Genomic DNA, 26,505 nt, shown 5'->3' on the forward strand with positions numbered 1-26,505 from the left:
ATGCCGGTCGCGCGCGGCTACTTGTCGCGCCAGACGTCGGCCATGCGCCCGAAGTTGTAGATGTTGTCCTGCGGCACCAGGCCCTTCACGTACGGCCACATCGTGAAGTAGTCGAGCCGCCAGTCCAGCACCGGCCGGGCCGCGTCGGCCTCCACCTTCTTCTGCAGCGTGCTCACGAGCTGCATGCGCTTCTGCGGGTTCAGCTCCTGCGACTGCTGCTCGATGAGCTTCATGACTTCCTCGCTGCAATACTGGCTGTAGTTGCGGGGCGACCCGCACGCGTAGTTCTCGTTGAAGTTCGCGTCCGGCTCGTCCACCCCGAGGCCGGTGAGGTTCGCCCCGATCTGAAATTCGCCGCGGGTGGCCATCGGGTGCCACTGCGCGGTCTCCACCTGCTTGAGGGTCGCCTCGATGGCGACCTGCTTCAGCTCGTTGATCACGAACGAGGCCAGGTCCACGTACATCGCGATGGCGCGGGTGCTCATCTCGACGCGCAGCGGGTTCTGCGCGGTGATGCCCGCTTCGGCCAGGAGCTTGCGGGCCTGCGCCTTCATGTCCTGCGGCTTGCCGTAGCCGGGCAGCGAGAGCAGGTCCTTCTCGAGCAGGCCCCACACCCCGTAGGGCCTGGGCGGCTGCGAGGCGCCGGGCACCGCGCCGCCCTGGTGGACGGCGGTGATCAGGGCGCGGCGATCGATGGCGTAGGAGACGGCGAGCCGCAGCTTCGGGTTGTCGAAGGGCGGCTTCTTGGTGTTGATGATGACGTTGTCGTTGACCGCGGTGCCCACCGGCATGATCACGAGGCCGGGCACCGCTTTCTTCAGCTGCTCGGCCGCGGTCTTGGTGGTCTCGCCCGGGAACGACACGTCGAGCTGCCCCGCCTGCAGCGCGGCGGTGCGCGTGCCCCGCTCCTTGATCACCACGTACCGCAGGCTGTCCAGGTAGGGCCGGCCCTTCATGAAGTAGTCCGGGTTCTTCACGTAGTCCACGAACTCGCCCTTCCGCCACTCCTTCATCTTGAACGGACCGGTCCCGATGCAGCCGGTCCGGTAGCTCGCCGGATTGACGTGCGCCGCGTAGATCGGGGTGTAGCCGGAGGCCAGCATGACCAGCAACCCCGGCTGCGGCCGCTTGAGGCGGAAGACCACCGTGTTCGCGTCGGGCGCCTCGACCGCCTCCACGTTGCTGTACCAATCCTTGCGCGGATTGATGCGGAGCTTGGCCGGCGCGTCCGGCGCCTCGCGCAGCATGTCGAAGGTGAACTTCACGTCCTTCGACGAGAAGGGCTGGCCGTCGTGCCACTTGACGTTCTTGCGGAGGAGGAAGACGAGGTTGCGGTAGTTGTCCTGCCACGACCACTTCTCGGCCAGCTCGCCCACCAGGTTGTCGACGGTCTCGGCCCGCTTGGTCTGGTCGAAGACGACCAGGTTGTTGAAGCAGGGCATCGAGGGGAACGACGTCGCGATGGTGGACGTTTCGTGGACCGCGAAGCCCTGCGGGAGATCCTCGCGCTGCATCAGGTTCAGGTGACCGCCGTACTTCGGAGTCTGGGCCGGGGCCGGGGTGACCGCGACGAGGATGGCGATCGAGACAAGCGATAGCGTGACGACGATCCGGCGGGAACGCCTCATTGTGGTCCCTCTCTTTATTGCCCGGCGCGTGGTCGCCGAGCGCGAATGTCGAACGAGGTGGTGGGAAACCCTGCGGGAAATATACGGCATCGGCTCCGGTCCGACAACTGTTCCACGGTCTGACGACGGGGGGCGCCTCACGCGGTGCGTCAGGAGGGGGCGCCGAGCCCGCCGGTCCGAGCCGGGAGGGGCTCAGACGCCGGCGGGCCCGTGGGGCTCTTACAACGTGGGCAACATGTCGCGGCCGCGCCGTCGCACGTCGCGGCGCGTGAGCAGCTCTTCCAGCGCGATCGTGCGCGTGCCGCCCCGGCGGCGCAGCTCGGGCCGCACCAGGATCGGGCGCTCGCGGATGCGTGAGGCGAGCCCGTTCTTCACCGCGCGATCCGTATACAGGCGGCACAGCTCCGCGCACATCAACGGCCGGCCGCGGTTGTAGCCGAAGCGCTGCTTGTACTCGTCGGCGTTCAGCCGGTGGACCCGGAGGTGGGTGTTGGTGAGCTGGCGGAAGGAGCCGCCGCAGACCAGACACCGGATCGAATCCTCCTGCACCGCCTGGCGGGGATCGGCGCGCAAGCTCGACAGCAGGCCGCGTCCCGCCGCCGCGGCCAGCACCATCGGACGGGAGCGGCGTTGGAGCGGAGCCGGAGACAGAGCGGCCGCCGGCCACTCCTCGCTGCGCGGAAGAACGGGCGACAACGCACCGGCGGTCGAGCCTGACGAGTTCGACGTCATCGGGGTCTCCTCTCCGGTCCAGGCACGTCGGGATCACGCGGCAACACCCAGACCCAGCGCACGGTTTGCAGCAACGTGCCGTCGTCGAAGGCCAGGACGATCCGCAGATGCGTCGAGGCATCGAGGCGCACGCTCAGGGATATCTGTCGGGAAACGACGTCGGCTCGCAGGTCGACCTGCGCGAGGAGCGGCACGCGGTTCTCGTCCGCGATGACGTACAGGCGGGCGCCCCGCGAGGGAAGCCGGGCGTCCCAGATCACCTCGACCTCGAGCGCGGCCGGAGTGTCCTCCTCCACGATATGGGCGATGTGCACGCGAAGCGTCTCGGCCCCATCCCCGAGGCTCTGCCCCGCGAACACCCGGGCCAGGACGATCGCGGCTTCGTCGGGCCTGCGGAGCGGCCTGGCTTCGGGCTCGGTCACGCAGATCACCACTGACCTACCCGGGCGGCGTCGCAGCCGGCAATGATCACCGCTGCGACGAAGAGGGCAACTGCAACCACCATGTGGAGGACCACGCGCATGCCCCTACTGTTCGCAAGCAAAATGCCAGATCAAAGGTCAAGTAATCCAGAGCGTTAAGAGCAGGGCAAACGTTTACTGACCAGTGGGTGGTAAGAAGCTGAGCAGCAACTTGACCAGCGGGCCGGGGAGAGTAATCTGTCTGGCGATGGATCCGACGGTCGAGCTGCTCGGCCAGAGCGAGGCGATCGAGGCGACCCGCGAGACGATCCGCCGCTTCCTGCGGCGGCAGCAGACCACGCGGCGATTGCCGGCCGTCCTGATCCACGGCGAGACCGGCACCGGCAAGAACCTGGTCTCCCGGTTCCTCCATCGTCACGGCCCCCGCGCCCGCGGGCCCTTCGTCGACGTCAACTGCGCGGCCATCCCGGAGACCCTGCTGGAGTCCGAGCTGTTCGGCTACGAGCGGGGCGCGTTCACGGATGCACGTCGGGCGAAGGCGGGTCTCTTCCAGACCGCGCACCTGGGCACGATCTTCCTGGACGAGGTCGGGCTTCTGCCCGAGGCCCTGCAGGCCAAGCTGCTGACCGTCCTCGAGGAGCGCACGGTGCGCCGGCTGGGCGGCACCCACGCGGAGCCGGCCGACGCCTGGGTCATCAGCGCGACGAACTCGGATCTCCAGGAGGCCATCCGGGAACGGCGGTTCCGCGAGGACCTCTACCACCGGCTCGCGGTCCTCACCCTGCGCATGCCGTCGCTGCACGAGCGCGGCACCGACGTGCTGCTGCTCGCCGAGCACTTCCTCACCCGCATGTGCGCGGACTACTCGCTCGGGCCCAAGACGCTGGCCGCCGACGCGCGCGACCGGTTGATGGCCTACCGGTGGCCGGGCAACGTTCGTGAGCTCTCCAACGTGATCGAGCGCGCCGCCCTCCTCGCCGAGGGCACGACGGTCACCGCCGACGACCTCGCCCTGGGCACCGAGCCGGAGCGCCGCGCGACGGCCGACGCGGCACCCGGCGCCGCCGGCCCGACCCCGGCCGCACCGGTGTCCCTGGACGATGCGATGCGGGAACACCTGCGCGCCGCGCTGCAGACCACCGGCTGGAACATCTCGCGGACGGCGGCCGCGCTCGGCATCTCGCGCAACACCCTGCGTGCGCGGATCGACCGGCTGGGCCTGCGCGAGGGCGCGCCCGCGGATCCGCCCGTCCGCCGGGCCCCGGTCACCCCGAGCGCGAGCCGGCCCGCCCCGCCGCCGGCCGCGGCGGTAGAGCCGGTGCCGACGACCTCGCCGGCGGCTGCGCTGGGCGTCGTGCGCTGGGAGCGGCGCCGCGTGACCATGCTGCGGGCCCAGCTGGTGGTCTCGCCCGAGGCGGACGAGGAGCTGCTCGACACGAGCCGCGGGCTCGAGATGCTGGTGAGCAAGGTGCAGGCGTTCAGCGGTCACGTCGAGGGCCTGAGCCAGATCGGGCTCGACGCCTCCTTCGGCACCGACGCGGTCGAGGACGCACCCCGTCGCGCCGCGAACGCCGCGCTCGCGATGCTGAAAGCGGCGGAGCACGCGCGCGAGGAGCGGCCGGGGCTCCCTCCGCTGAAGATCGCGCTGCACACCGGCTCGTACATGCTGGGCCAGATCAGCGGGGAGCCGCATCTCGACCAGGCGGGCCGGCAGGCCGCGGCGGCGGTGCTCGAGGCGCTGCTGCGCGGCAGCGATCCCTACTCCGCGGTGGTGAGCGCCGATACCGCCCCGTTCCTCGAGCGGCGCTTCGCGCTGGCCCCGATCGGCAGCGCGAGCCCGGGGGCCGGCCAGCCGTACCGGCTCGCCGGCCGCGAAGGCAGCGGCCTCGGCCTCTGGGGCCATCTCACGCGCTTCGTCGGCCGCGGCCACGAGCTGGACCTGCTGCGCGCCCGCTTCGCGCTGGCCCAGCGAGGGCACGGCCAGGTGGTGGGGCTGGTCGGCGAGCCCGGGGTCGGCAAGTCGCGCCTGCTCTGGGAGTTCACCCACTCCGAGCTGGGCCGGCCCTGGCTGCTGCTCGACGCGGCGGCGGGCACGGCCGGGCCTCCCCGAGCGTACCTGCCGATCGTGGAGATGCTCCGGCGGTACTTCCAGCTCGAGGGCGCCGAGCCGCCCGCGCAGGTGCGCGACCGCGTCTCGGATCGCGTGCGCGAGCTCGACGAAAATCTGCTGCCGAGCCTGCCGCCCCTGCTCACGCTGCTGGACGTCCCGGTGACCGACAGCCAGTGGGTGGGCCTCGACCCGCCCCAGCGACGGCGGCGCACGCTGGACGCGCTGAAGCGGCTGATCCTACGGGAGAGTCGGCGCCAGCCCGTGCTGCTCGTGCTGGAGGACGCGCATTGGGTGGACACCGAGACCCAGGCGGTGCTCGACGCGCTGGTGGACGGGGGACTGCCGACCGCGGACCTGCTCCTGCTTCTCACCTATCGTCCGGAGTATTCCCACGCCTGGGGAAGCAAGACGTTCTTCACCCAGATCCGCGTCGATCCCCTGTCGAGCGGCGACGCGGAGAGCCTGCTGCGCGGCCTGCTCGGCGAGCACCCATCGGTCGCGCCGGTGCTGCCCCGGCTCTTCGAGTGGACCGAGGGCAACCCGTTCTTCCTCGAGGAGAGCGTGCGGGCGCTCCGGGAGACCGGCGCGCTGAGTGGTGACCGCGGGGACTATCGCCTCACCCGGCCGGTCACCGGCATCCAGGTCCCGGCCACCGTCGAGGAGGTGCTGGCCACCCGCATCACCCGGCTGGCCGAGGAGCAGCGCCGCCTCCTGCAGTGCGCCGCGGTCATCGGCAAGGACGTGCCCTACCCGATCCTGGCCGCCATCGCCGACCGGCCCGAGGACGTCCTCGCCGAGGATCTGCGCCAGCTGCAGGCCGCCGAGTTCCTGTACGAGAACCAGTCGCTGCCCGATCCGGGCTTCACGTTCAAGCACACGCTGACCCACGAGGTCGCCTACGACAGCGTGGCCCGAGGCCAGCGCGCGCTGCACGCGCGCATCCTGGAGGCGATGGAGTCGCTCTACGCGAGCGGGCACGGCGAGCACGCCGACCGCATGGCCCAGCACGCCTTCCGCGGCCAGGTCTGGCCCAAGGCGGTGCGCTACATGCGCCAGGCGGGCGCCCGCGCCTTCTCGCACTCGGCGAACCGCGCGGCGGCGGCCTGCTACGAGCAGGCGCTCGAGGCCCTGCGCCAGATGGAGGATTCGCGCGAGAACCAGGAGCTGACCGTCGACCTCCACTTCGATCTGCGCAACGCGCTGACCCCTCTCGGCGAGGTGGAGACCACGCTGGAGCACCTGCGGCTGGCCCAGGCGGGCGCCGAGCGGATCGGCGACCGCGCCCGGCTCGGCCGCGCGTACTCGTTCGCGGCGAACGCGCTGCACCTCAACGGCGACCAGCCGGGCGCGATCCGCTGGGGCACCGCCGCGATCGCGATCGCGACCGAGCTGGACGACTTCGCCCTGCGGACCGCGAGCGCGATGTACATCGGGCGCGCGCATCACGCCCTCGGGGCCTACGACGAGGCCATCGGCGCGCTCACCGAGGTGGTCGAGTCGCTGCAGGGCGACCGGGCCCGTGAGCACCTGGGGCTGCCGGTGCTGCCCTCCGTCTTCGCGCTCGCGCTTCTGGTCACCTGTCTGGCCGAGGTCGGGCGCTTCGCGGAGGCCTTCGCCCAGGCGGAGCGCGCGGTGGTGCTGGCCGGCGCGGTGGCCCATCCCGATACGCTGGTGTGGGCCTACCGCGGGCTCGGTCAGGCCCACCTGCTCTGCGGCGACGCCACCCTCGCCGCGCCCGCCTTCGGCAAGGCGCTGGCCCTCTGCCGCAGCAACGACCTGGAGGCCTACCTCCCCGCGGTGGCCGCCGGCGTGGGCCTCGCCTACGTCATGACCGGCCGCGCCGCGGAAGGGCTGCCGCTCATCGAGCACGCGGTGGACGAGGCGATGGGGCGCAAGCAGATCAGCAACCGGGCGCCTCTCATGGTGCAGCTGGCCGAGGCCTATCTGGTCGCGGGCCGGCTCGAGCACGCGCGGCAGCGGGCGGCCGACGCCCTCGACCTGGCCCGCCGGCACGGCCAGCGCGGGTCGGAGGCCTACGCGCTGTGCATCGCGGCCGAGGCGTCGATGGAGGCCGCCGAGGGACAGCTGCGGGCCGAGGTCGGATTCCGCGAAGCGGCCGCCCTGGCCGACGCGCTCGGCATGCGGCCGCTGCGCGGCCGCTGCGACCTCGAAATGGGGCGCCTCGCGGAGCGGCGGGGGCTCGGTGCGGCGGCGCGCGACCCGATCGAGGCCGCGGCCGCCCTGTTCCGTGAGCTTGGCATGCTGGTGTGGCTGCGGCGCGCGGAGGACTCGCGCGCCGCCCTGGGCTAGTCCGCCGGATCGTCCTCCGTCCCGTCCGCGATCGCGGACAGGCTGATGCCCTCCAGGTCCACCCCCGCGCGTCTGGCGAGCGCGCGGATCTCCAGGGCGAGGGCCTCCGCCTCGCGCCGCCCGAGACTGCCGGTCAGCTCGATCGAGGTGGCCGGCTCGCGCTCCGGCCCGGCGAGGCGGGTCATGCTACTTCCCCCGCTTCCGCTTCGGGGTGCTCGAGGCGACCCGTCCCTTGTACTTCTTGACCAGCGCGGTGAGGGCTCGGTCGAATTTCTTCGTGTTGGCTTCCGAGAGCGGTCCCTTCATCACGATGGTCATCCGCCACTTCCGACCGGTATCCAGCGAATCACCCAGTCCGCCGCCCATGCGATGGTCTCCTTGGGATTAGGGTTGAACGAAGAACGGAAGCGCGAAGTCCCGCACCTGCCCCTTCTCCTCGTACGAGACGCGCTTCCCCCGGTACAGCGGGTGCATCAGCCACCTGGTGTCGTCGGCCCCGCACACGCCGACCTTCAGATCCGCGTCGGGGTCCCGCGCGCTCGCGGTCGACCGACAGACGTGACGCAAGGTCAGCGCGTGGCCGAACTCGTGGGCCAGCAGATACGCGCAGCGCGCCGGGGTGTCGAAGAGGCGCGTCTGCGGATCGGTCAGCGCGCAGATGCGATCCACCCACACCGCGGGGCCACCGCGGGCCACCGAGCCGCCGTAGCCGCGCAGGCTCGGCTTGCCGTCGACGATCGACCACCAGAGGAACACGTCCACCGCGGGGGTCTCGGTGTGGCGGTAGCGCTCGTTGACCTCCTGGAACAGGCGGCGGGCTCTCGACCGGCTGGCCAGTGGCGTGTAGATCCAGTCCACCTGCTGCCCGTCGCCGCGCAGCCGACCGGGATCGTAGCGGCACTCCTCCACCCGCACGAGAGCCAGCCGGACGTCGAGACCGTCGAGGATCTCGTTGACGAGCCCGTCCTGCTTGAAGAACCGGCGCACGCTCTGCCGCGTCCAGACGTCGTGGACGCGCCGGCCCGGCTTGGCGATCTTGTCGCCCTCGTCGTCGGTGGCGGCGGCCCGGACCGCGTGCGGCACGTCGGCGTTCATGAAATGGATCGCCACCGGCACCACGATCTCGTCGGGGCGGCTTGCCCGGGGCCGCCGCTCGTCGGCATCGATCGGATAGTAGCTGGCCGGCCAGGCGCGGCAGGCGTCGGGGCCCGGCATGGACTGGGCGCCGGCCGCGGACGCGGCGAGCCCGAGTCCGAGCCCCGCGGCAGCGATGAGCCGCCGCGCGGTGGCACGTGCGATCACGCGGCCGGCCCTTCCGGGGCCGACTCCGTCGCCTCCGGAAGCGTCTCGATCCCCTCGAACAGCTCGTCGGCATGGAAGACCCCGGGCCGCGTGTCGAGGTCGCGCACGAGGTAGTAGTCGTCGACCGCGTCGTACTCCTCGCGCAGGCCCACCGGCTCGCCCAGGGCGAGCCGGACGAAGGTGAGCGGCAGATTGTGCTTGCTGACGTGGTCGAACGCGGTCATGCCGATGAAGAAGCGGCCCGCGTTGATCTCGGTCACGCACGGCACCCCGCGCCGGTTCTCCTTGAGATCCACGCTGAACACCCCGGAGACGCGCTCGCCGAGCGAGCGCACCGCGGCGCGGCTCGTCTCGAGGACGCGCGTGTCCACGACCGTCTTGGCCAGCGACGACAGCGACGACACCCCGCTCGGATTGCTCTCTCCGCCGAAGTAGGACAGCCGCTCGAAGCTGTTGGCGAGCCGCATCACGCCGTCCTTCCACAGGCTCTGGCAGAGGAAGTCGCGGCCCGGCAGATACTCGGAGACGATGAACGAGGTGACGGGCACCCCGCGCATCTCCTCCCAGTAGAGCATCCAGGCGCGGGCCTGCTCGGGGCTCCGCATCGGCGCCGCCCCCAGGGAGCGGCTCCCGGTGCGGGCCCGGCACCAGTAGGGCGGCGCCCCGCCGAGGCGCGCGAAGACGTCGGGGAGCGCGTCCACGTCGGTCACCGGCCGCGTGTCCGCGATGGGAATCGCGTGGGCGGCGAGGTGGGCGCCGAGCGCGTGCTTGTCCTGGCAGCGCGCGATGGCCGCGCGGTCGGGCAGGAAGCTGCGCGGCCCGAGGGCCTCGCGCATCTCGGAGAGCGCGCTCACCTCGACGTCGGTGGTCGGGATCACGAGGGCGATGCGCTCGCGCTCGACCAGGGTCAGGAGCGCGGCGGAGAACTCCTCGCTCTCCGCTGCGGGCAGCAGATAGCGTTGATCGGCGATCGACTTCTTCAGGACGAACCGATCGCTGTTGACGCCCCCGATCCAGAACGACGGATCGCCGCCGCGAAGACTCCGGATGAGGTTGTCGCTCGCTCCGGTTCCCGCCCCGGTCACCAGCAGCCGCCTGCGCATGTGCCCTCCGTACCGGCGCGCACGCGTGACGCGGAGCGCGTGGCGGCGCGCGGCCGATCTCGTCGGATACTAGGCGCCGGTCGTCGCGGCTGTCAACGAAACCCTGTGCTTACACCTCTTGCGGGCCGAGCAAACATCGAGGGCCAGGTCGCGGGACCTGGCCCTCGAAGAGGCGAGCGGGCGCGCGGGCGCTACTTCGTGATCACGCCGCACGCGATGCGCGCGCCGCTGTTGCCGGTGGGATCGGTCTTGTCGTCGTCGGGGTTGGCGTGCACCACGAGGGCGGTGCCCTTGTCGCCCAGCAGCGAGGTGGGACCCGGGCTCAAGGTGAACGCGCGCGTCGTCACGTCGATGCCGCCTTCACCCGAGGCGGCCACCACCAGGTTGGGCAGATCGCCCGCGTGCGGTCCCGCCGGATTCTGCTTGCCGTGCTGCGTGTTGCCCGGATTGAAGTGCGCGCCCGCGGAGGTGAACTCCGGCGGGTCGCACCGCCCGACCGCGTGGACGTGCAGTCCGTGACCGCCCGGGGGTAGCCGGTAGCCGGTCACCGCCACCCGCACGCCCTCCGGAGTCTCGATGATCGTCGCCACGCCGACCTGCTTTCCGTCCTTGTCCTTGAGCGTCGCCTCCGCGGAGAGCGGCGCCCGATCCGACGCGCTCGCGCATCCGGCCACGCCCGCGGCCACACCGAGGAGCAGCAGCAGTGATCTCACCGTCGAGAGCCCTCCGTTCAGTTGAGCTGCGCCGTGAGCTGCTTCGCCTTCTCGCGGAACCGCGCCACGCTGTCGAGCTTGACCTGCTCGTAGCCGCGGATCTCGTCGGGCAGCCCGGCGAGGGCCACCGCGGTGTCGTGGGTGATCGGGGTGAGCCGCACCAGCGCGGTCTCGATGTGCTGCCGGTACTCGCCGATCAGCGCCCGCTCCAGCCGCCGCACTTCCGCACGGCCGAACGGGTCGAACGCGGTGCCCCGCAGCGCCTTCAGCGCGCGCAGCATTCGGAAGGCGGGCGTGAACCACGCCCCGATCCGCAGCTTCCTCTTGAGGCCGAGGGCGCGCAGCAGCGGGGGGTGCAGGTGCCAGTAGGTGCGGATCTTCGGTCCGAACTTCGACGCCAGGCGCGCGGACACCGCGGCGTCGAGGTGCAGCCGCGCCACCTCGTACTCGTCCTTGTAAGCCATCAGCTTGTAGAGATGCCGCGCGACCGCTTCCGCGAAGCCCTGGCGGCCGGGGGCGCGCTCCGCTTCCACCTGGGCGACCCGGCGCACGAAGTCGACGTACTCGCGCGCGTAGGCCGCGTTCTGATAGGCGATCAGCTCCGGCACGCGAATCTCGAGCAGCCGCCGCAGCTCGCCGGTGGCCTCCACCGAGTCCACGAGGGCGCGCGCCTCCGCGCTCAGGACGCGCGTCTCCTCCACCGCATCGACCGCGGCGGCCTCGGCCACCGCCGTCTCCACCTTGGTGCGGTCCACCACCGCCATGCGACCCCAGCGGAAAGCGAGCAGGTTCATCTCCACCGCGACGCCGTTGATGCGGATGGCCTTCTCGATCGACGCGGCGGTGATGGGCAGCGCGCCGGCCTGGTAGGCCGCGCCCAGCATGATCGGGTTGACCGCCATGTGGTCCGCGAACAGCCCCTCCGCGATGGCCTGGGCGTCGAGATAGACGTTGGGATCCTTGCGGGTCACCCGGTCGATGCTCATCAGCATGCTGGACAGCTCCGGAAAGTGCACCGCGGTGTCCACGACCATCTGGCCGGTGGGGATCTGGCTCGTGGACACCACCGCGATGGTCCGCCCCGACTCGGCCTTGTCCAGGTTGCCCGGATCGGTGGCCACCAGCAGGTCGAACCCGAGGTAGAGATCCGCCGAGCCGGCCGAGATCTTGTTGGAGCGCTCGATCGGCTCCATCGAGATCTTGAGGTCCGACACCACCGGGCCGCCCTTCTGGCTGAGCCCGGTCTGGTCGAGCCCGCGCACCTGCCGGCCGTCGAGCAAAGCCGCGGTGCCCAGGATCTGGTTGATGGTCACGACTCCGGTTCCGCCGATGCCCATCATGTGCACCGCGAAGCCCTCGCTCGGCACCTTCAGCGCCGGCTCGGGCAGCTCGCCCTCGAGCGGGGTGAGCCGGCGCTCCTTCTTGGGCGCGGGGCCGACGACCTCGACCGACAGGAACGACGGGCAATCGCCGAGCAGGCACGAGTAGTCCTTGTTGCAGGAGGACTGGTGGATCGCGGTCTTCCGGCCGAACTCGGTGTCGACCGGCTGCACGGACAGGCAGTTCGACTTCTTGCCGCAGTCGCCGCAGCCCTCGCACACCCGCTCGTTGATGTACACCCGCATCTGCGGGTCCACCATCTTGCCCCGCTTCCGCAGCCGCCGCTTCTCGGCCGCGCAGTGCTGGTCGTGGATCAGCACGGTGACGCCACGGGTCGCGGCCAGCGCGGCCTGGGCCTCGAGCAGGCGGTCGCGGTGCCAGACCTCCGCGTTGCCCGCGATCGAGATGCCCGCGTACTTGCCCGGGTCGTCGCTGGTGATGACGATGCGCTTGACCCCCTCGGCCTCGAGCCGCCGGCTCAGCGCGGGGATCGAGAGCGCGCCCGCCGCGTTCTGGCCGCCGGTCATGGCCACCGCGCCGTTGTAGAGGATCTTGTAGGTGATGTTGACGCCGGCGGCGACCGCGTAGTTCAGGGCGAGCCCGCCCGAGTGGAAGAAGGTGCCGTCGCCGATGTTCTGGAACAGGTGCGGCGTCTCGGTGAACGGAGCGACCCCGATCCACTGCGCGCCCTCGCCCCCCATGTGGGTCACCCCGATGATGCCGCGGTCCATGCCCATCGCCATGCCGTGGCAGCCGATGCCCGCCGCGGCCACGCTGCCCGTCGGCACCACCGTCGAGCGGTTGTGCGGGCAGCCCGAGCAGAAGAAGGCGGTGCGGGCCAGGGTGATGGGCCGGGGCCGGCGCTTCACCTCGTCGAGATGCTGGATGCGCGCCTCCACCGAGTCGATGCGGATGCGGCGCGCGAGGCGCCGGGCGATCGCGCGGGCGATGACGTCGGAGTCGAGCTCGCCCACCGGCGGCAGCAGCAGCCGGTCCTCCTCGTCCGCCTTGCCGACCACCTGCGGCCGATCGGTCATGCCGTAGAGCACGTCCTTGGCGAACAGCTCGAGGAACGAGCGCTTCTCCTCGACGACCAGGATCTCCTGCAGGCCGCGCGAGAATTCCCGGACCACCCGCGGCTCCATCGGGAACAGCATGCCCATCTTGAGGAGGCGGATGCCGTAGCGGCGCAGGGCCGCGTCGTCGAGACCCATCTCGGCGAGGGCCTGGCGGACGTCGTAGTACGTCTTGCCGGTGGTGAGGATGCCGAACCACGCGTTGGGCGTCGGCACCGTGATCCGGTTCAGCTTGTTCTCGTACGCGTAGCGTCGGGCCACCTCGAGGCGCGCGAAGTGGATCGTGCGCTCCATGTCGAGCCCGTACGGGGGGATCAGGTTCACGTTGATCTGGTGCTGGAACGGCTTGCCGTCCAGCTCGACCACCGGGATCACCGGGCTCACCCGGTCCGGATCCACCTCGGCGGTGCCCGCCTCGTCGGCCACGTTGGTGACGATCTTCACGCCGACCCAGAGTCCGGAGGCGCGCGAGAGCGCGAAGCCGTGCAGGCCCATGTCGAGGATCTCCTGGACGTTGCCCGGGAAGATCGTCGGCATGAACGCGTCGTAGAGGGCGACCTCGGAGTGACTGGGCAGCGTGGACGACTTCGAGACCGGATCGTCGCCGGCCAGCGCGAGCACGCCGCCGTTCTTGCCGACCCCGGCGTAGTTGGCGTGCTTGAACACGTCGCCGGTGCGGTCCACCCCGGGCGCCTTGCCGTACCAGACGCCGAGCACGCCGTCGTACTTCGGCTTCGGGAACAGCCCCGCCATCTGGCTGCCGAACACCGCGGTGGCACCCAGATCCTCGTTGAGCCCCGAGGAGAACACGACGTCGTGCGCCTTGAGCAGCGTGGACATGCGCTCGAGCGTCTGGTCGAGCCCGCCGAGCGGGGACCCCCGGTACCCGGAGATGAACGTCGCGGTGTTGAGCCCGCGGCGGAGGTCGGCGCGGTGCTGATCGAGGGGCAGGCGCACGAGGGCCTGGATGCCCGACAGGTAGATACGCCCGCGCTCCTGCGTGTATTTCGCCTCGAGCGAGAACTCCCCGGACTGTGTGGTCATGGGCTCCCCTTGGGGGAATGACGCGTTAGTGAGCGACGACGGCCATATAGTAGTCGGGAAAGGCGTTTCTGGCAACCTGCGGGCTACTTCCGCAAGAGGGGAACGAGGTACGGCCACAGCCGGTCGACCACGATCGCGTAGCCCTCCGCGGTCGGATGGATGCCGTCGGGCTGGTTCAGGCGCGGGATGGCCCCGACGCCGTTCAGGAAGAACGGCATCAGCGGCGCATCTCGCGCTCGAGCGACCTCGCGGTAGAGCCGGTAGAAGTCGGCCGCGTAGGGGTCGCCGTAGTTCGGCGGCAATCGCATCCCCGCGATCAGCACGCGGGCGCCCGAGGCCTGGAACCGCGCGACGATCTGCTCGAGGTTCTCGCGCACCGAGGCGAGCTTCTGGCCCCGCAGCGCGTCGTTGACTCCCAGCTCGACGATCACGACCTCGGGCCGCAGGCGCAGCGCCCAGTCCACCCGGCGCAGGCCGCCGGCGGTGGTGTCTCCGGAGACGCCGGCGTTGACCACCCGGTAGTCGTAGCCCTCGCGGGTGAGGCGCGCGGCGAGCTGCGCCGGGTAGGTCTGGTCGGCGGGCACGCCGAGGCCGGAGGTGAGGCTGTCGCCGAACGCGAGCACGACGCGCTCCTCGCCGGCCGACGCGGTCGGCTGAGTCGAGCACGCGGCCACGACCTGCACGAGCAGGAGCAGGCCGCCGAGCAGCGCGCGCATGGCGCCAGTGTAGTATGGGCCGTGTCCGCCCGCCGCCCGCGCTCCGCTGCGCTGCTCTGCTGGCTGGCCGCGGTGTGCCTCCTCGCGCCGGGCGGCCTCGCCACCGCGCCCGGGGTCGCCGCGCTGACCTCCGCCGAGCTCGGGGTGGTGGTCAACGTGGCCGATCCGAAGAGCGTGGAGATCGGCGAGTACTACGCGCGGCGGCGCGAAATTCCCCGGGAGAACGTCGTCCCCATCACGCTGCCGGTCGGCCAGGGGCAGATCACACGTCAGGAGTTCGAGAGCGCGAAGGCCGAGCTCGACGCCCACCTCCCCGCCGCGGTCCAGGTTCTGGCGCTGGCCTGGACGACTCCGTTCCGGGTGGACTGCCTGTCGGTCACCACCGCCTTCGCCTTCGGCTTCGATCCCGCCTTCTGCGCGGAGGGCTGCCGGCCGACGAAGCCGAGCCCGTACTTCAACTCCAACCGCCGGGCGCCGTTCCGCGACCTCACGATGCGGCCCGCGATGCTGCTGGCCGGGACGACGGTGGCGGACGTCCGCGCCCTGATCGACCGCGGCGTGGCCTCGGACGGAACGTTCCCGTCCGGTACCGCGTATCTGCTGTCCACCTCGGACCGGGCCCGCAACACCCGCGCGGCCCGCTACGACCTGGTGGAGAAGCTCGGCCTGCCGCTGCGGGTCCAGCGCCTCGACGCCGACCAGCTGCGCGACCGCCAGGACGTGCTCTTCTACTTCACCGGCGTCGGCGTGGTTGGAGGCCTCGAGACGCTGCACTTCCTGCCCGGCGCGGTCGCCGATCACCTGACCTCGAGCGGCGGCGTGCTCACCGGCCACGAGCAGATGAGCGCGCTGCGCTGGCTCGAGGCGGGCGCCACCGGCAGCTACGGCACGGTGGCGGAGCCGTGCAACTTCCCGATGAAGTTCCCGTTCCCCGCGCTGCTGATCGCCCGCTACATGCGCGGCGAGACGTTGATCGAGGCGTACTGGAAGAGCGTCGCGTGGCCCGGGCAGGGCCTGTTCATCGGCGAGCCGCTGGCCGCGCCGTTCCGATCGCGGCCCCGCTAGCCGCCGGGCCCCGCCCGCTCGCTTGTGTAGTATGGACGGCGCCATGATCTCCGTGTCTGGGCTCTCCATGCGGCTGGCCAGCGGCGGCCGGGTCGTGACCATCCTCACCGACGTGTCGCTGGAGGTGCCGGCCGGTCAGTTCCTCGCCATCGCGGGGCCGTCGGGCAGCGGCAAGTCGACCCTGCTCGGGCTCGTCGCGGGGCTGGATCAGCCGACCGCCGGGCGCATCGAGGTGGCGGGTGTCGACGTCACCGCCCTCGACGAGGATGCCCTCGCCCGCTTCCGACGCGATCACGTCGGCTACGTCTTCCAGTCCTATCATCTGATCCCGACGCTCACCGCGCAGGAGAACGTGGCGGTGCCGCTCGAGCTGGCCGGGCGCCGCGGCGCGGGCGATCGGGCCCGGGCCCTCCTCGCCGAGCTGGGGCTGGCCGGGCGCGCCCACCACTATCCGGTGCAGCTCTCCGGCGGCGAGCAGCAGCGGGTCGCGGTGGCGCGCGCCATCGCACTCGAGCCGCCGCTGCTCCTGGCCGACGAGCCCACCGGCAATCTCGACTCCGCGACCGGCAAGCAGATCATCGACCTGCTGGTCGGCGTCAATCGTCGTCTCGGCTGCACGCTGGTGCTGGTCACCCACGACGCGGCGCTGGCCGCGCACGCCGATCGCGTGGTCACCCTGCGCGACGGTCGCATCGTGAGCGACGAGTGACCGGCTTCGTGCTCCGCCTCGCCTGGCGCGAGACGCGGGGCGCCTGGCGCGCCTTCGGCTACTTCTTCGCCTGCGTCACCCTCGGAGTCGCCGCGCTCGTCGGGGTGGGCAGCTTCGCGGACAGCCTCGAGCGCACCGTGGCGCACTCGGCGCGATCCCTGATGGGCGGCGACGTGGAGATCCGCAGCAGCCAGCCCCTGCCGGTGCCGCCCGAGCAGATCGTGGCCGCCGCGGGCCTCTCGCGGGAGTCCGTCGCGGTCACGCGCGTGCGCGAGGTGGTGGCGATGGCGCAGGCCGGCCCGCACGTGACCCAGCTGGTGGAGCTGAAGGCGGTGGAGGCGGGCTATCCGCTCCACGGGGCGCTGGTGACCGAGCCGGCCGGCGCGCTCGACACGCTCATCGGCGACGGGCGCGCGCTGGTGCACGAGTCGCTGCTGTCCCGTCTCGGGCTGCGCGTGGGCGACTCCTTCCGCGTGGGCGCGGCCGAGCTGACCATCACCGGGGTGATCCTGAAGGAGCCGGATCGCGCGATCGGCGTCTTCTCGCTGGGGCCGCGCGTGCTGATCGCGGCCGCGGATCTCGACCGCACCGCCCTCATCCAGCCGGGCAGCCGCGTGCGCCATCGGACCCTGTTCCGCCTGCCGGACGGCGGGAACGCCGAGGCCTTTCGCGATCGCGCCGCCGCCCGGCTGCCGATCGCCCAGCGCGTGACGACGTACACCCAGGCCCAGCCCGGCCTCCGCCGGTTCTGGGATCAGCTCACGATGTACCTCGGCCTCACCGGCCTGGTCGCCCTCATGGTCGGCGGCATCGGGGTGGCGGTGAGCGTGAGCGCCTTCATGGCGGACAAGCAGGCCTCGATCGCGATCATGAAGGCGCTCGGGGCGGGCTGGCGGCCGCTGCTGATCGCGTACCTGCTCCAGATCGCGGCGCTCGGGCTGGGCGGCAGCCTCCTCGGCGCCGCGCTCGGCAGCCTGATCCAGCCGCTGCTCGCGCCGGCGCTGACGCGCCTGCTGCCCATCGACCTGACTTTGACGTTCTCGACGCGCGCGGTGCTGCGGGGGCTCGCGATGGGCGTGGGCGTGACGCTGCTCTACGCGCTCTGGCCCCTGCTCCGCATCCGGCATGTGCCGCCCGCGCTGATCCTGCGCCGCGAGGCGGAGGCCCGCCGGCCCGGCCGCCGGCCGTGGCTCGCGATGGTGCCGATCGCGCTCGGGCTGGCTGCGCTCGCCCTCTGGCAGGCCGGCTCGTGGAAGATCGGCGCGCTGTTCGCGGGCGGCCTCGCGGTCGCGCTCGGGCTGCTGGCCCTGGGCGCCCGCGGGGTCGTCGCCCTCGCGCGGCGGGTGCCCTGGCGCGGGGCGGCCTGGCGTCAGGGCGCGGCCAACCTGCACCGGCCGGGCAGCCAGGCGGGACCGGTGCTGGTCTCGCTGGGGCTGGCGGTGATGCTCGTGGTCGCCATCGCGGTGCTCGAGAGCGGCCTGCGCTCGCAGATGACCGACCGCGGCCCCGACGAGACTCCCGCGTTCTTCTTCATCGACATCCAGCCCGATCAGGCCGAGCCGTTCGCGCGTCTCGTGGCCGAGCACGGCGCGATCGCGCCCGCCGAGCTGACCCCGGTAGTGCGCGCCCGGCTGGCCGCGATCAACGGCGCGCCGATCTCCCCGCCCGAGCGGACGCGTCGCGAGGAGACCTGGGCCCTCACGCGCGAGTACGTGCTCACGTGGGCGAAGGAGCCACCGCGCCACAACACGGTGGTGGCGGGGCGCTGGTGGACGGCCGCCGAGGCGGCGGGGGAGCCGCTGATCTCGGTGGAGGAGGAGATCGCCGGCCAGCTCGGGGTGCGTCCGGGCGATCGACTGACCTTCGACGTGCAGGGCGTACCCGTCGCCGCGCGCGTCTCCAATCTCCGCCACGTGGACTGGCGCAGCCTCACGTCCAACTTCTTCGTGATCTTCTCGCCCGGCGCGCTCGAGGGCGCCCCGAGCACCTTCATCGCCACCGTGCAGACGCGCCCCGACCGGGAAGGCCCCATGCAATCGGCGGTGGTGGCCGAGCTGCCCAACGTCACCGCGATCCCGGTCCGCGAAGTCCTGGAGCGCGTGCGCGGCGTGCTCGACCAGATCGCCCTCGCGGTCCGGCTGGTCGCCGCGTTCAGCATCGTGGCCGGCCTCGTGGTGATGGCGGGGGCGCTGGCGATCACCCGGCAGCAGCGCCTCTACCAGTCGGTGATCCTGAAGGTCGTCGGGGCCACGCGCGGCTTCGTCGCCCGCGTCTTCGCGGTCGAGTACGTCCTCCTCGGCGCGGCCGCCGGGGTCACGGGCAGCGCGCTCGCCGCCGCGCTGGCCTGGGCGGTGATGCGCTGGGCCTTCGACCTGCCGGGACGATGGGCGCCCGGCGCCCTGCTCGCCGGGGTGCTCTCGGCGACCGGGCTCGCGCTGCTGGTCGGGCTCCTCGGCACGCGGCGGCTCCTGGGGCGGCGGCCGCTCGGCGTGCTGCGCGGCGAGTGACCCTCGCGGAGCGGCTGCGCACGCTCTATCCGGAGGCGTCGAGCCGGAGCCTCCGGCAGTGGCTCGAGAGCGGGCGCGTGACCGTCGACGGCCGCGCGTGCCGCGACGGGCGGCTGCCGGTCGGCCCGGACGCGGTGATCGGGCTCGGCGCGCGCCGGCGCGCGGTCTTCCCGCGCGAGCTGACCCTCGTCCACGAGGACGACGCGCTGCTGGTGGTGGTCAAGCCGTCCGGCCTGCTCACCATCGCCACCGAGCGGGAGCGCGCGCGCACCGTCTATCGCCTGCTCCGGGACTACCTCGCGGCCAAGCGGCAGCGGCCGTTCATCGTCCACCGGCTGGATCGCGAGACGTCGGGGCTGCTGGTGCTCGCCAAGAGCGAGCCGGTGAAGCGCGCGCTCCAGGCGCAGTTCGAGGCGCGGAGCGTGGAGCGCGTGTACCGGGCGCTGGTCGACGGCCGGCCGCCGCGCGCGGAGGGCACGCTCGAGAGCCGGCTGGCCGAGGATCGGATGCTGCGGGTGCGATCGGCGGCGCGCGGCCGGCTCGCGATCACCCGCTATCGCGTGATCGGCCGGCGCCGCGAGGGCACGCTCCTCGAGCTGCGCCTGGGCACGGGACGCCGTCACCAGATCCGCGTGCAGCTGGCCGAGTCCGGCTGCCCGATCGTGGGCGACCTCGCTCACGGCGGGCCCCGGAGCGCGGCGGGACGGCTCTGCCTGCACGCGATGCGGCTGGCCTTCGAGCACCCGGTCACGCGGCGACCCGTCGCCTTCGAGAGCGCGCCGCCCGGCGACTGGGTATAATCCGCGCGTTCGCGCGCGCGGCCGCGCGCCGCCCCTCACCCTGCCCTCTCCCCGGAGGGGAGAGGGAGAAGGCCCCCGAGGGAGAGCCGGAGGAGACTCGCGCCATGGCCGCGTCGCCCTTTTCGATCGAGAACAAGGTCGCCATCGTCACCGGTGGCGGCGTCGGCATCGGCAAGTCGATCGCGATCGAGTTCGCCCGCGCCGGCGCCGACGTGGTGATCGCAAGCCGCAAGATCGAGAACCTGGAGCCGGTCACCGCCGAGATCCAGAAGCTGGGCCGCCGCTCCTTCTGCGTGGCGCTCGACGTGCGACAGGAAGACCAGGTCAAGGGCCTGGTCGAGCGCACCGTCAAGGAGATGGGCCGCCTCGACGTCATGGTCAACAACGCGGGGGCCTCGTTCCGGGCCAAGGTCGAGGACATCTCGGCCAACGGCTGGAACACGGTGATCGGCATCAACCTCAACGGGACCTTCTTCGGCTGCAAGTGGGCGGGCAAGCAGATGATGGAACAGCCGGGCGGCGGCTCCATCATCAACATCTCGTCGATCGCTGGCGTCTACGGCTCGACCATGATGTCGCACTACGGCGCCGCCAAGGCCGCGGTGATCACCTTCACCCGCGAGCTGGGCATGGCGTGGGGCCGCCGGGGCGTCCGGGTGAACTGCATCGCGCCCGGGCCGATCGAGACCGAGGGCTACATGGGCGTGCTCACCAAGCAGGACCCCGCCGCGGCCAAGAAGGCCTACGACACGGTGGCCGCCCGCGTCGGCATGGGACGCTGGGGCACGGTGGAGGAGATCGCCTATCCCTGCATCTTCCTCGCCTCCGCGGCGGCCTCGTTCATGAACGGCGAGACCATCGTGATCGACGGCGGCGCGCCGCCCCAGCTCGGCGAGGGCTGATCGTCCGGGTCCTCCCGTGCCCGAGCTGCCCGAGGTCGAGGCCGCGCGGCGCGCGGCCCAGAACATCGCGGCGGGACGTCGCATCGTCGAGGCGCACGTCGCCGACGACCCGATCGTCTTCGAAGGCGTCACCCCGGCTCGCTTTCGCCGCGCGCTGGTCGGCCGTCGCGTGCGGGCGGTGCGGCGTCACGGCAAGCACCTCTGGCTCGAGCTGGACCGGCGACCGTGGCCGTGCCTCCACTTCGGCATGACCGGCGGCATTCATGTGTCCGGCCCGCACCGGGGCGGCCCCACGGGCCGGGCGGTGCGGCTGGTGTCGGACGGGCGCGTGAGCCGGCCGGACTGGCCACCGCGCTTCACCAAGCTGCACCTGCGCTTCGCCGACGGGGGCGAGCTGGCGCTGGCCGACGGCCGTCGGCTCGGCCGCATCCGGCTGCGTCAGGACCCGCCCGCCGAGCCGCCGATCAGCGCGCTGGGCTTCGACGCCTGGCGCGCCCTGCCGACCCCCGCGCGCTTCCACGCGATGCTCCGGGAGCGCAACGCGCCGATCAAGGCGGTGCTGCTCGACCAGTCGTTCGCGGCGGGCATCGGCAACTGGATCGCCGACGAGGTCCTGTACCAGGCGGGGATCGCGCCGAAGCGCCGGGCCAGGACGCTGTCTCTTGCGGAGGCTCGGCGGCTGCGCAGCAAGATCCGCGCGGTGATCGGCCGCGCGGTGGGCGCGGGCTCCGACAGCGACCGCTTCCCCCGCTGGTGGCTGTTCCACCGCCGCTGGGGTCATCGGCGCGGCGGACCGCCGGCCACCACCGTGCGCGGCGAGCACATCCGCCACGAGACGGTCGGCGGGCGGACCACCGCCTGGGTGCCGTCGGCGCAGCGCTGACGCGGCGGCCCCGGCGGCCGCTCAGTCGAGGCGGACGCGCTCGCCCGGTCGGAGGCCGCTCACGATCTCGGTGGTGAGGCCGTCCGAGACGCCCAGCTCGACCGACCGCGGCTCCCAGATCCCCGGCGCGGTCTCGACGGTCACGTAGGGTCGGCCCGCGCGGAACTGCAGGGCCCGCTCGGGCAGCGCGAGCGCGCGCTCCCGGTGCGCCACCACCACCTCGGCGGTCGCACTGTACCCGGCGCGCACCACGCGCCCGGGTTTGAGCGTCAGGGCGGCGCGGATCTCGAACGTGGTGACACCATCCTTCTCGACCGCCTTGGGGGCGATGAAGTCCAGCCGCGCGTCGTAGCGCTCCCCGGGCAGCGCGCCGATCGCCACCGCCGCGGGCATCCCGAGGCGCAGGCTTCCCGCGTCGGGCTCGTCCACCTTGCCGCGGAAGACGAGATCGGACATGTCGGCGATCGACACGATCGTCGTGCCTTCGTTGAAGGTGTTGCTCTCGATGACGAAGGCCCCGATCTCGATCGGGCGCTCCAGGATGGTCCCGGGGGCGGTGGCCCGCACCTCCGAGGCGCTCCGCCCCAGCGCGGTCGAGGCGCCGGTCATCACGATCTCGAGCCGGCGGCGCGCCGCGGCGAGGCGCTGCTCGGCCAGCTGCAGGTCCCGCTCGAGCTTCTCGTAGTCGGCGCGCGCCACCAGATCTCGCCGGAAGAGGCGCTCGATGCGCCGGAAGTCCTGCTCGGCGTGCTGCTGACTGATCCGCGCGCTGTCCAGCTCGGCCTCCGCCGCGCTCACGTCGGCCGGGTTGGGGAGCGGACGGATCACCGCGAGCAGGTCGCCGGTCCGCACGACGTCGCCGCGCGCCACCAGGACTTTCTCGATGACCCCGGAGATCTGCGGCTTGACGTTGACCTCCTTGCGCGGAGCGATCGTGCCGTTGGCGATGACGGCGCGCCGGATCGTGGCGGGAGCCGCCTCGATCGTCCGGTACTCCGCCTCCGAGCGCCGGGCCTTGGGGTAGATGAGGTACGCGGACGCGCCGAGGAGCCCGAGCGCGAAGACGGCGAGGAGCACCGCGACGGCCGCGCGGCGCGCCCGTCCCTCGTGGCGGCCCGGCAGCTCGTCACTCATGGCGCAGCGCCTCGGCCGGATCGACCCGCGCGGCCTGGCGCGCCGGGATCAGCCCCGCGACGACGCCACCTGCGATCAGCGCCCCGAGGGCGAGCCCCGCTCCCGCCAGGTCGACCTCGGGATCGCGGAAGTACTCGGCCCGGAGGCCGGAGCGCCGCAGCAGCTCGACGCAGCCGACACCAAGGACGAGGCCCACGTATCCCGATACCGTCGTGATCACCAGCGCTTCGTGCAGGATCATCGTGAGAATCGTCCGCGACGTCGCCCCCACCGCCTTCCGCAGGCCGATCTCGCGGGTGCGCTCCCGCACCGCGATCAGCATGATGTTGCCGACCCCGACCAGCCCCGCGCAGAGCGTGGCCACGCCCACCAGGGTCACGAAGGCCGACACGCCGGTGAAGAGGGCGCGGAACTTCTTGTACTCCTCCAGGTTGTTCCACACCGAGACCGCGGCGCGGTCGGAGGCATCGAACCGGTGGCGGGTCGAGAGTACCGCGCGGACCCGGGCCTCCAGAGCCACCGGATCGGTGTGCTCGGCAATCGTGAACGTGATCGACTCGAGCAGCCGGTCGGGGCCGAAGGAGCGCTGATAGGCCGGATAGGGAATGTAGATGCGGCGCAGCTCGCGCTCGCCGCCGGTATCGGTGAAGGTGCCCACGACCAGATAGCCCGCGCCGCCGATCTCGATGCGCTCGCCGATCGGATCGCGATCCCGGAAGAGCAGCTCGACCACCCGGCTGCCGATGACCGCAACCCGTCGGTTCTCCTGCACGTCGCGCCAGTTCACGAGCCGTCCCTGCCGCAGGATGGTGCGCTCGACGACGTGGTAACCGGGGTGGATCCCGAGGATCTCGAACGACTGGCTCAGCCGGCCGAAGGCCACCGGCCGGTCGGAGCGCTGCCGCGGACTGAGATCACCGATGGCGGGGAGGGCCAGGCCGACCGCGGCCACGTCGTCGATGGACAGCCGGATGGCCCGGCCGGACACCAGCCCCTGGTACGGCATCGTGGTGTGCCCGCCGTTCACCCAGATGCTGTTGAAAGCGTCGTCGCGGAAGATCTCGAACACCCCGCGCTCCAGCCCCTTGCCGACGCCCTGGAGCAGCACCAGCATGAACACCCCCCAGAAGACGCCGAGCGCAGTGAGGCCGGTGCGCAGTCGATGGCGCGAGAGACTGATCCCGACCTGACGCCAGTGATCGCCGAAACGCATGGCCGGTGGGAGGCGGGTGGGCTCCTCAGGGCGCCGATTCTTCTACAGCCCGCGGCCCTTGTCAAAGGCGGCCGCGGCCACCCAAGGCGCGCCCCGAAGCCCGGCGCTTCGGGTATACTCCCCTGCGTACCCCCCACGAGAAAGGAGCCCCCATGAGAGAGGCTGTCGTCGTCGCCAGCTCCCGCACCCCGCTCGCCAAGTCCCATCGCGGATCCTTCAACATGACCCGTCCGGACGATCTGGCCGCCCACTGCATCAAGGACGTGCTCGGCAAGGCCCCGCAGCTCGACCCGGCCGAGATCGAAGACGTGATCCTGGGCTGCGCCCAGCCGAACGGGCCGCAGGGCAGCAACGTCGCGCGCGTGGCGCTGGTGCGGGCGGGCCTGCCCGTCTCGGTCGCGGGCACGACGGTCAACCGCTTCTGCTCGTCTGGGCTGCAGGCCATCGCGATGGCGGCCCACCAGATCGTCATGGGGCAGGCCGACGCCGCGATCGGCGGCGGCCTCGAATCGATCACGATGATGAAGCGCGACGGCGACCCGAACCCGTGGGTGAAGGAGAAGAAGCCCGGCATCTACATGGTGATGGGCGACACCGCGGAGGTGGTGGCCAAGCGCTACAACATCACCCGGCAGATGCAGGACGAGTATTCCCTGGTGAGCCAGCAGCGCACCGCGCGGGCCCAGCAGGACGGCTTCTTCAAGGAGGAGCTGGCTCCCCTGCAGGTGGTGCGCGGCATCGTGGACAAGAAGACGGGGGAGATCGTGGGCAAGGAGGACTACTACGTCGACAAGGACGAGTGCAACCGTCCCGACACGACGCTGGAGGGCCTCATGTCGCTGCCGCCTCACTTCGACAAGACCAGCGGCAAGGGCACCGTCACCGCGGGCAACTCCTCGCAGCTCTCCGACGGCGCCTCCGCCACGCTCGTGATGTCGGCGGACCGCGCCAAGGCCCTCGGCATCAAGCCGAAGCTGATCTTCCGCGGCTTCGCGGTGGCCGGCTGCGAGCCCGACGAGATGGGCATCGGGCCGATCTACGCGGTGCCGAAGCTGCTCAAGCGCAACGGCCTGACGATGGACGACATCGACGTATGGGAGCTGAACGAGGCCTTCGCTTCGCAGGTGGTCTACTGCCGCGACAAGCTGGGCATCCCGATGGACAAGCTCAACCTCAACGGCGGCTCGATCTCGATCGGCCACCCCTTCGGCATGACCGGCTCGCGCATGGTCGGCACCATCGCCAACGAGATGCTGCGCCGCAAGGCGAAGTACGGCGTGGTGACGATGTGCATCGGCGGCGGTCAGGGCGCCGCGGGCCTGTTCGAATCCTGTCTGTGACCGCTCCGCGTTGAATTCGCCCCTCACCCTGCCCTCTCCCCTCACGGGGAGAGGGTGTGAGGGCGCGCCGTCCCCTCTCCCCTCACGGGGAGAGGGTGTGAGGGCGCGCCGTCCCCTCTCCCCTCAGCGCGGCGGGTGGGGGCGCGCGCCGTCCCCTCTCCCCTCAGGGGAGAGGGCAGGGTGAGGGGTGGTCGATGATCTACGACTTCGACCGCGTCGTCGACCGCCGACGCACCAACAGCAACAAGTGGCGCAAGTATCCCGCCGACGTGCTGCCGCTCTGGGTCGCCGACATGGACTTCCCCTCGCCCGAGCCGGTGGTGCGCGCGATGCGCGAGCGGGTCGAGCACGGCGTGTACGGCTATGGCTTCGAGGACGCCGAGTTCGCCGAGGTCTTCACGGAGCGGGTGCGGCAGCGTTACGGCTGGAAGGTCTCGCCGGAGGCGGTGGTGCTGATCCCGGGTGTGATCCCCGGCTTCAACGTGGCGTGCCGCGCCCTCACCAGCCCGGGCGACGGGCTGTTGATGCAGGTGCCGGTCTATCCGCCGATCCTCCGCTCACCCGGCAATCACGACCTCACGCGCGACGAGGCCCCGCTGGGCCGGCAGCGCGACGGGCGCTACGTGGCCGATCTCGACGCATTCCGCGCCGCGATCCACGACCGCACTCGCGCGTTCCTGCTCTGCAACCCCCACAACCCGGTGGGGCGCGTCTTCACCCGCGACGAGCTGGCCGGCATGGCCGCGATCTGCCTCGAGCGCTCGCTGCCCATCATCGCCGACGAGATCCACTGCGACCTGCTCTACGCGGGCCAGCAGCACATCCCGATGGCGTCGCTCGGCCCCGAGGTCGAGCAGCGGACCATCACCCTGATGGCGCCCAGCAAGACCTTCAACCTCGCCGGGCTCAAGGTCTCGATCGCAGTGATCCCGAACGCCGCGCTCCGCGAGCGGTTCCTGGCCGCACGCGGCGACTTCGTGCAGGCCCAGGTGAACATCATGGGCTACGCCGCCGCCCTGGCCGCGTACCGCGACGGGCACGAGTGGCTGCAGCAGCTGATGCGGTACCTCGAGGCCAATCGCGACTTCCTCGCCGACTACGTCCGCACGCACCTGCCCGGCGTGACGCTGGTCGCCCCCGAGGGGACCTATCTCGCGTGGCTCGACTGCCGCAACGCCGGACCCGCCGCCGCGGACCCGTTCACCTTCTTCCTCGAGCGCGCGAAGGTGGCGTTCAACGACGGCGCACTGTTCGGCCGGGGCGGACAGGGATTCGTGCGGCTCAACTTCGGGACGCCGCGCTCGCTGCTGACCGAAGGCCTCGAGCGGATGCGGCGGGCCCTCGGCGGCTGAGCCGCCTGGTTGGACGCGGCTCCGCCCGGAGCCGTTTACGTGTCGATCCCGGTCGTTTCTTCCC

General features: G+C 71.7%; 21 protein-coding genes. 9 read left to right on the forward strand and 12 right to left on the reverse strand.

All coding sequences use genetic code 11. The features are described 5' to 3' along the window. Positions 1-17: 17 nt before the first annotated feature. From VKN16_14290 to VKN16_14300, 3 genes are all read right to left on the reverse strand, one after another. A complete protein-coding gene (locus tag VKN16_14290) occupies positions 18-1,628 on the reverse strand; it encodes an ABC transporter substrate-binding protein (GenBank protein ID HME95372.1) in 1,611 nt (536 codons plus the stop codon). Between the two features lie 219 nt (positions 1,629-1,847). Next, a complete protein-coding gene (locus VKN16_14295; protein ID HME95373.1) occupies positions 1,848-2,243 on the reverse strand; it encodes a MucR family transcriptional regulator in 396 nt (131 codons plus the stop codon). A 113-nt stretch (positions 2,244-2,356) separates the two neighbouring features. Beyond that, entirely contained in the window at positions 2,357-2,791 is a 435-nt protein-coding gene (locus VKN16_14300) for a thiosulfate oxidation carrier protein SoxY (GenBank protein ID HME95374.1), read from the reverse strand. 238 nt (positions 2,792-3,029) lie between these two features. Here VKN16_14300 and VKN16_14305 point away from each other — a divergent pair, with 238 nt between their 5' ends. Continuing rightward, positions 3,030-7,202, forward strand: coding sequence for a sigma 54-interacting transcriptional regulator (locus VKN16_14305; GenBank protein ID HME95375.1), 4,173 nt, complete (start codon positions 3,030-3,032; stop codon positions 7,200-7,202). Here the strand turns inward: VKN16_14305 and VKN16_14310 are convergent. The 7 genes from VKN16_14310 to VKN16_14340 all read right to left on the reverse strand — a co-directional run bounded on the left by VKN16_14310 (position 7,199) and on the right by VKN16_14340 (position 14,536). Then, the gene (locus tag VKN16_14310) at positions 7,199-7,387 is read right to left on the reverse strand and encodes a hypothetical protein (GenBank protein ID HME95376.1); all 189 of its coding nucleotides are present in this window, start codon (positions 7,385-7,387) and stop codon (positions 7,199-7,201) included. The genes VKN16_14305 and VKN16_14310 overlap by 4 nt on opposite strands. A 1-nt stretch (position 7,388) precedes the next feature. Then, a complete protein-coding gene (locus VKN16_14315; protein ID HME95377.1) occupies positions 7,389-7,568 on the reverse strand; it encodes a hypothetical protein in 180 nt (59 codons plus the stop codon). 18 nt (positions 7,569-7,586) lie between these two features. Further along, positions 7,587-8,504, reverse strand: coding sequence for a hypothetical protein (locus VKN16_14320; GenBank protein ID HME95378.1), 918 nt, complete (start codon positions 8,502-8,504; stop codon positions 7,587-7,589). After that, positions 8,501-9,607: a hypothetical protein gene (locus tag VKN16_14325; protein ID HME95379.1), complete on the reverse strand. Its 1,107-nt coding sequence runs from the start codon at positions 9,605-9,607 to the stop codon at positions 8,501-8,503. Before VKN16_14325 ends, VKN16_14320 begins: the two co-directional genes overlap by 4 nt. Before the next feature lie 191 nt (positions 9,608-9,798). Continuing rightward, positions 9,799-10,320, reverse strand: coding sequence for a superoxide dismutase family protein (locus VKN16_14330; GenBank protein ID HME95380.1), 522 nt, complete (start codon positions 10,318-10,320; stop codon positions 9,799-9,801). A gap of 17 nt (positions 10,321-10,337) precedes the next feature. Continuing rightward, a complete protein-coding gene (locus tag VKN16_14335; protein HME95381.1) occupies positions 10,338-13,820 on the reverse strand; it encodes an indolepyruvate ferredoxin oxidoreductase family protein in 3,483 nt (1,160 codons plus the stop codon). Between the two features lie 83 nt (positions 13,821-13,903). After that, positions 13,904-14,536 (reverse strand): arylesterase, encoded by a 633-nt coding sequence (locus tag VKN16_14340; GenBank protein HME95382.1) that lies wholly within the window; start codon positions 14,534-14,536, stop codon positions 13,904-13,906. Positions 14,537-14,557: 21 nt separating this feature from the next. On the opposite strand from VKN16_14340, the gene VKN16_14345 reads away from it, so the two are divergent. The 6 genes from VKN16_14345 to VKN16_14370 all read left to right on the forward strand — a co-directional run bounded on the left by VKN16_14345 (position 14,558) and on the right by VKN16_14370 (position 21,402). Further along, positions 14,558-15,601, forward strand: coding sequence for a TIGR03790 family protein (locus VKN16_14345; protein HME95383.1), 1,044 nt, complete (start codon positions 14,558-14,560; stop codon positions 15,599-15,601). Between the two features lie 43 nt (positions 15,602-15,644). Further along, entirely contained in the window at positions 15,645-16,310 is a 666-nt protein-coding gene (locus VKN16_14350) for an ABC transporter ATP-binding protein (GenBank protein ID HME95384.1), read from the forward strand. After that, the gene (locus VKN16_14355) at positions 16,307-18,817 is read left to right on the forward strand and encodes an FtsX-like permease family protein (protein HME95385.1); all 2,511 of its coding nucleotides are present in this window, start codon (positions 16,307-16,309) and stop codon (positions 18,815-18,817) included. The genes VKN16_14350 and VKN16_14355 overlap by 4 nt, the downstream gene beginning before the upstream one ends. Further along, positions 18,814-19,617 (forward strand): RluA family pseudouridine synthase, encoded by an 804-nt coding sequence (locus VKN16_14360; GenBank protein HME95386.1) that lies wholly within the window; start codon positions 18,814-18,816, stop codon positions 19,615-19,617. The genes VKN16_14355 and VKN16_14360 overlap by 4 nt, the downstream gene beginning before the upstream one ends. 104 nt (positions 19,618-19,721) lie before the next feature. Continuing rightward, positions 19,722-20,519, forward strand: coding sequence for a glucose 1-dehydrogenase (locus tag VKN16_14365; GenBank protein HME95387.1), 798 nt, complete (start codon positions 19,722-19,724; stop codon positions 20,517-20,519). A gap of 16 nt (positions 20,520-20,535) precedes the next feature. After that, positions 20,536-21,402: a DNA-formamidopyrimidine glycosylase family protein gene (locus tag VKN16_14370; protein ID HME95388.1), complete on the forward strand. Its 867-nt coding sequence runs from the start codon at positions 20,536-20,538 to the stop codon at positions 21,400-21,402. A 21-nt stretch (positions 21,403-21,423) separates the two neighbouring features. Here the strand turns inward: VKN16_14370 and VKN16_14375 are convergent, their stop codons facing one another. Both VKN16_14375 and VKN16_14380 read right to left on the reverse strand, forming a co-directional pair. Further along, positions 21,424-22,536 (reverse strand): efflux RND transporter periplasmic adaptor subunit, encoded by a 1,113-nt coding sequence (locus tag VKN16_14375; GenBank protein ID HME95389.1) that lies wholly within the window; start codon positions 22,534-22,536, stop codon positions 21,424-21,426. Further along, complete coding sequence (locus tag VKN16_14380) at positions 22,529-23,749, reverse strand: ABC transporter permease (GenBank protein ID HME95390.1); 1,221 nt, start codon at positions 23,747-23,749, stop codon at positions 22,529-22,531. Before VKN16_14380 ends, VKN16_14375 begins: the two co-directional genes overlap by 8 nt. 152 nt (positions 23,750-23,901) lie before the next feature. On the opposite strand from VKN16_14380, the gene VKN16_14385 reads away from it, so the two are divergent. Then, positions 23,902-25,089: a thiolase family protein gene (locus VKN16_14385; GenBank protein ID HME95391.1), complete on the forward strand. Its 1,188-nt coding sequence runs from the start codon at positions 23,902-23,904 to the stop codon at positions 25,087-25,089. Positions 25,090-25,283: 194 nt separating this feature from the next. Beyond that, a complete protein-coding gene (locus tag VKN16_14390) occupies positions 25,284-26,441 on the forward strand; it encodes a MalY/PatB family protein (GenBank protein ID HME95392.1) in 1,158 nt (385 codons plus the stop codon). The last annotated feature ends 64 nt before the right edge of the window (positions 26,442-26,505 follow it).

It is taken from the genome of Candidatus Methylomirabilota bacterium, from assembly GCA_035315345.1.
In the GTDB taxonomy this organism is placed as follows: Bacteria; Methylomirabilota; Methylomirabilia; order Rokubacteriales; family CSP1-6; genus CAMLFJ01.

Coding starts and splice junctions, on each gene's coding strand:
- VKN16_14335 (HME95381.1), bottom strand. CDS start 13,820: ATGACCACACAGTCCGGGGAGTTCTCGCTCGAGGCGAAATACACGCAG.
- VKN16_14340 (HME95382.1), bottom strand. CDS start 14,536: ATGCGCGCGCTGCTCGGCGGCCTGCTCCTGCTCGTGCAGGTCGTGGCC.
- VKN16_14325 (HME95379.1), bottom strand. CDS start 9,607: ATGCGCAGGCGGCTGCTGGTGACCGGGGCGGGAACCGGAGCGAGCGAC.
- VKN16_14295 (HME95373.1), bottom strand. CDS start 2,243: ATGGTGCTGGCCGCGGCGGCGGGACGCGGCCTGCTGTCGAGCTTGCGC.
- VKN16_14375 (HME95389.1), bottom strand. CDS start 22,536: ATGAGTGACGAGCTGCCGGGCCGCCACGAGGGACGGGCGCGCCGCGCG.
- VKN16_14315 (HME95377.1), bottom strand. CDS start 7,568: ATGGGCGGCGGACTGGGTGATTCGCTGGATACCGGTCGGAAGTGGCGG.
- VKN16_14365 (HME95387.1), top strand. CDS start 19,722: ATGGCCGCGTCGCCCTTTTCGATCGAGAACAAGGTCGCCATCGTCACC.
- VKN16_14290 (HME95372.1), bottom strand. CDS start 1,628: ATGAGGCGTTCCCGCCGGATCGTCGTCACGCTATCGCTTGTCTCGATC.
- VKN16_14350 (HME95384.1), top strand. CDS start 15,645: ATGATCTCCGTGTCTGGGCTCTCCATGCGGCTGGCCAGCGGCGGCCGG.
- VKN16_14390 (HME95392.1), top strand. CDS start 25,284: ATGATCTACGACTTCGACCGCGTCGTCGACCGCCGACGCACCAACAGC.
- VKN16_14380 (HME95390.1), bottom strand. CDS start 23,749: ATGCGTTTCGGCGATCACTGGCGTCAGGTCGGGATCAGTCTCTCGCGC.
- VKN16_14385 (HME95391.1), top strand. CDS start 23,902: ATGAGAGAGGCTGTCGTCGTCGCCAGCTCCCGCACCCCGCTCGCCAAG.
- VKN16_14310 (HME95376.1), bottom strand. CDS start 7,387: ATGACCCGCCTCGCCGGGCCGGAGCGCGAGCCGGCCACCTCGATCGAG.
- VKN16_14305 (HME95375.1), top strand. CDS start 3,030: ATGGATCCGACGGTCGAGCTGCTCGGCCAGAGCGAGGCGATCGAGGCG.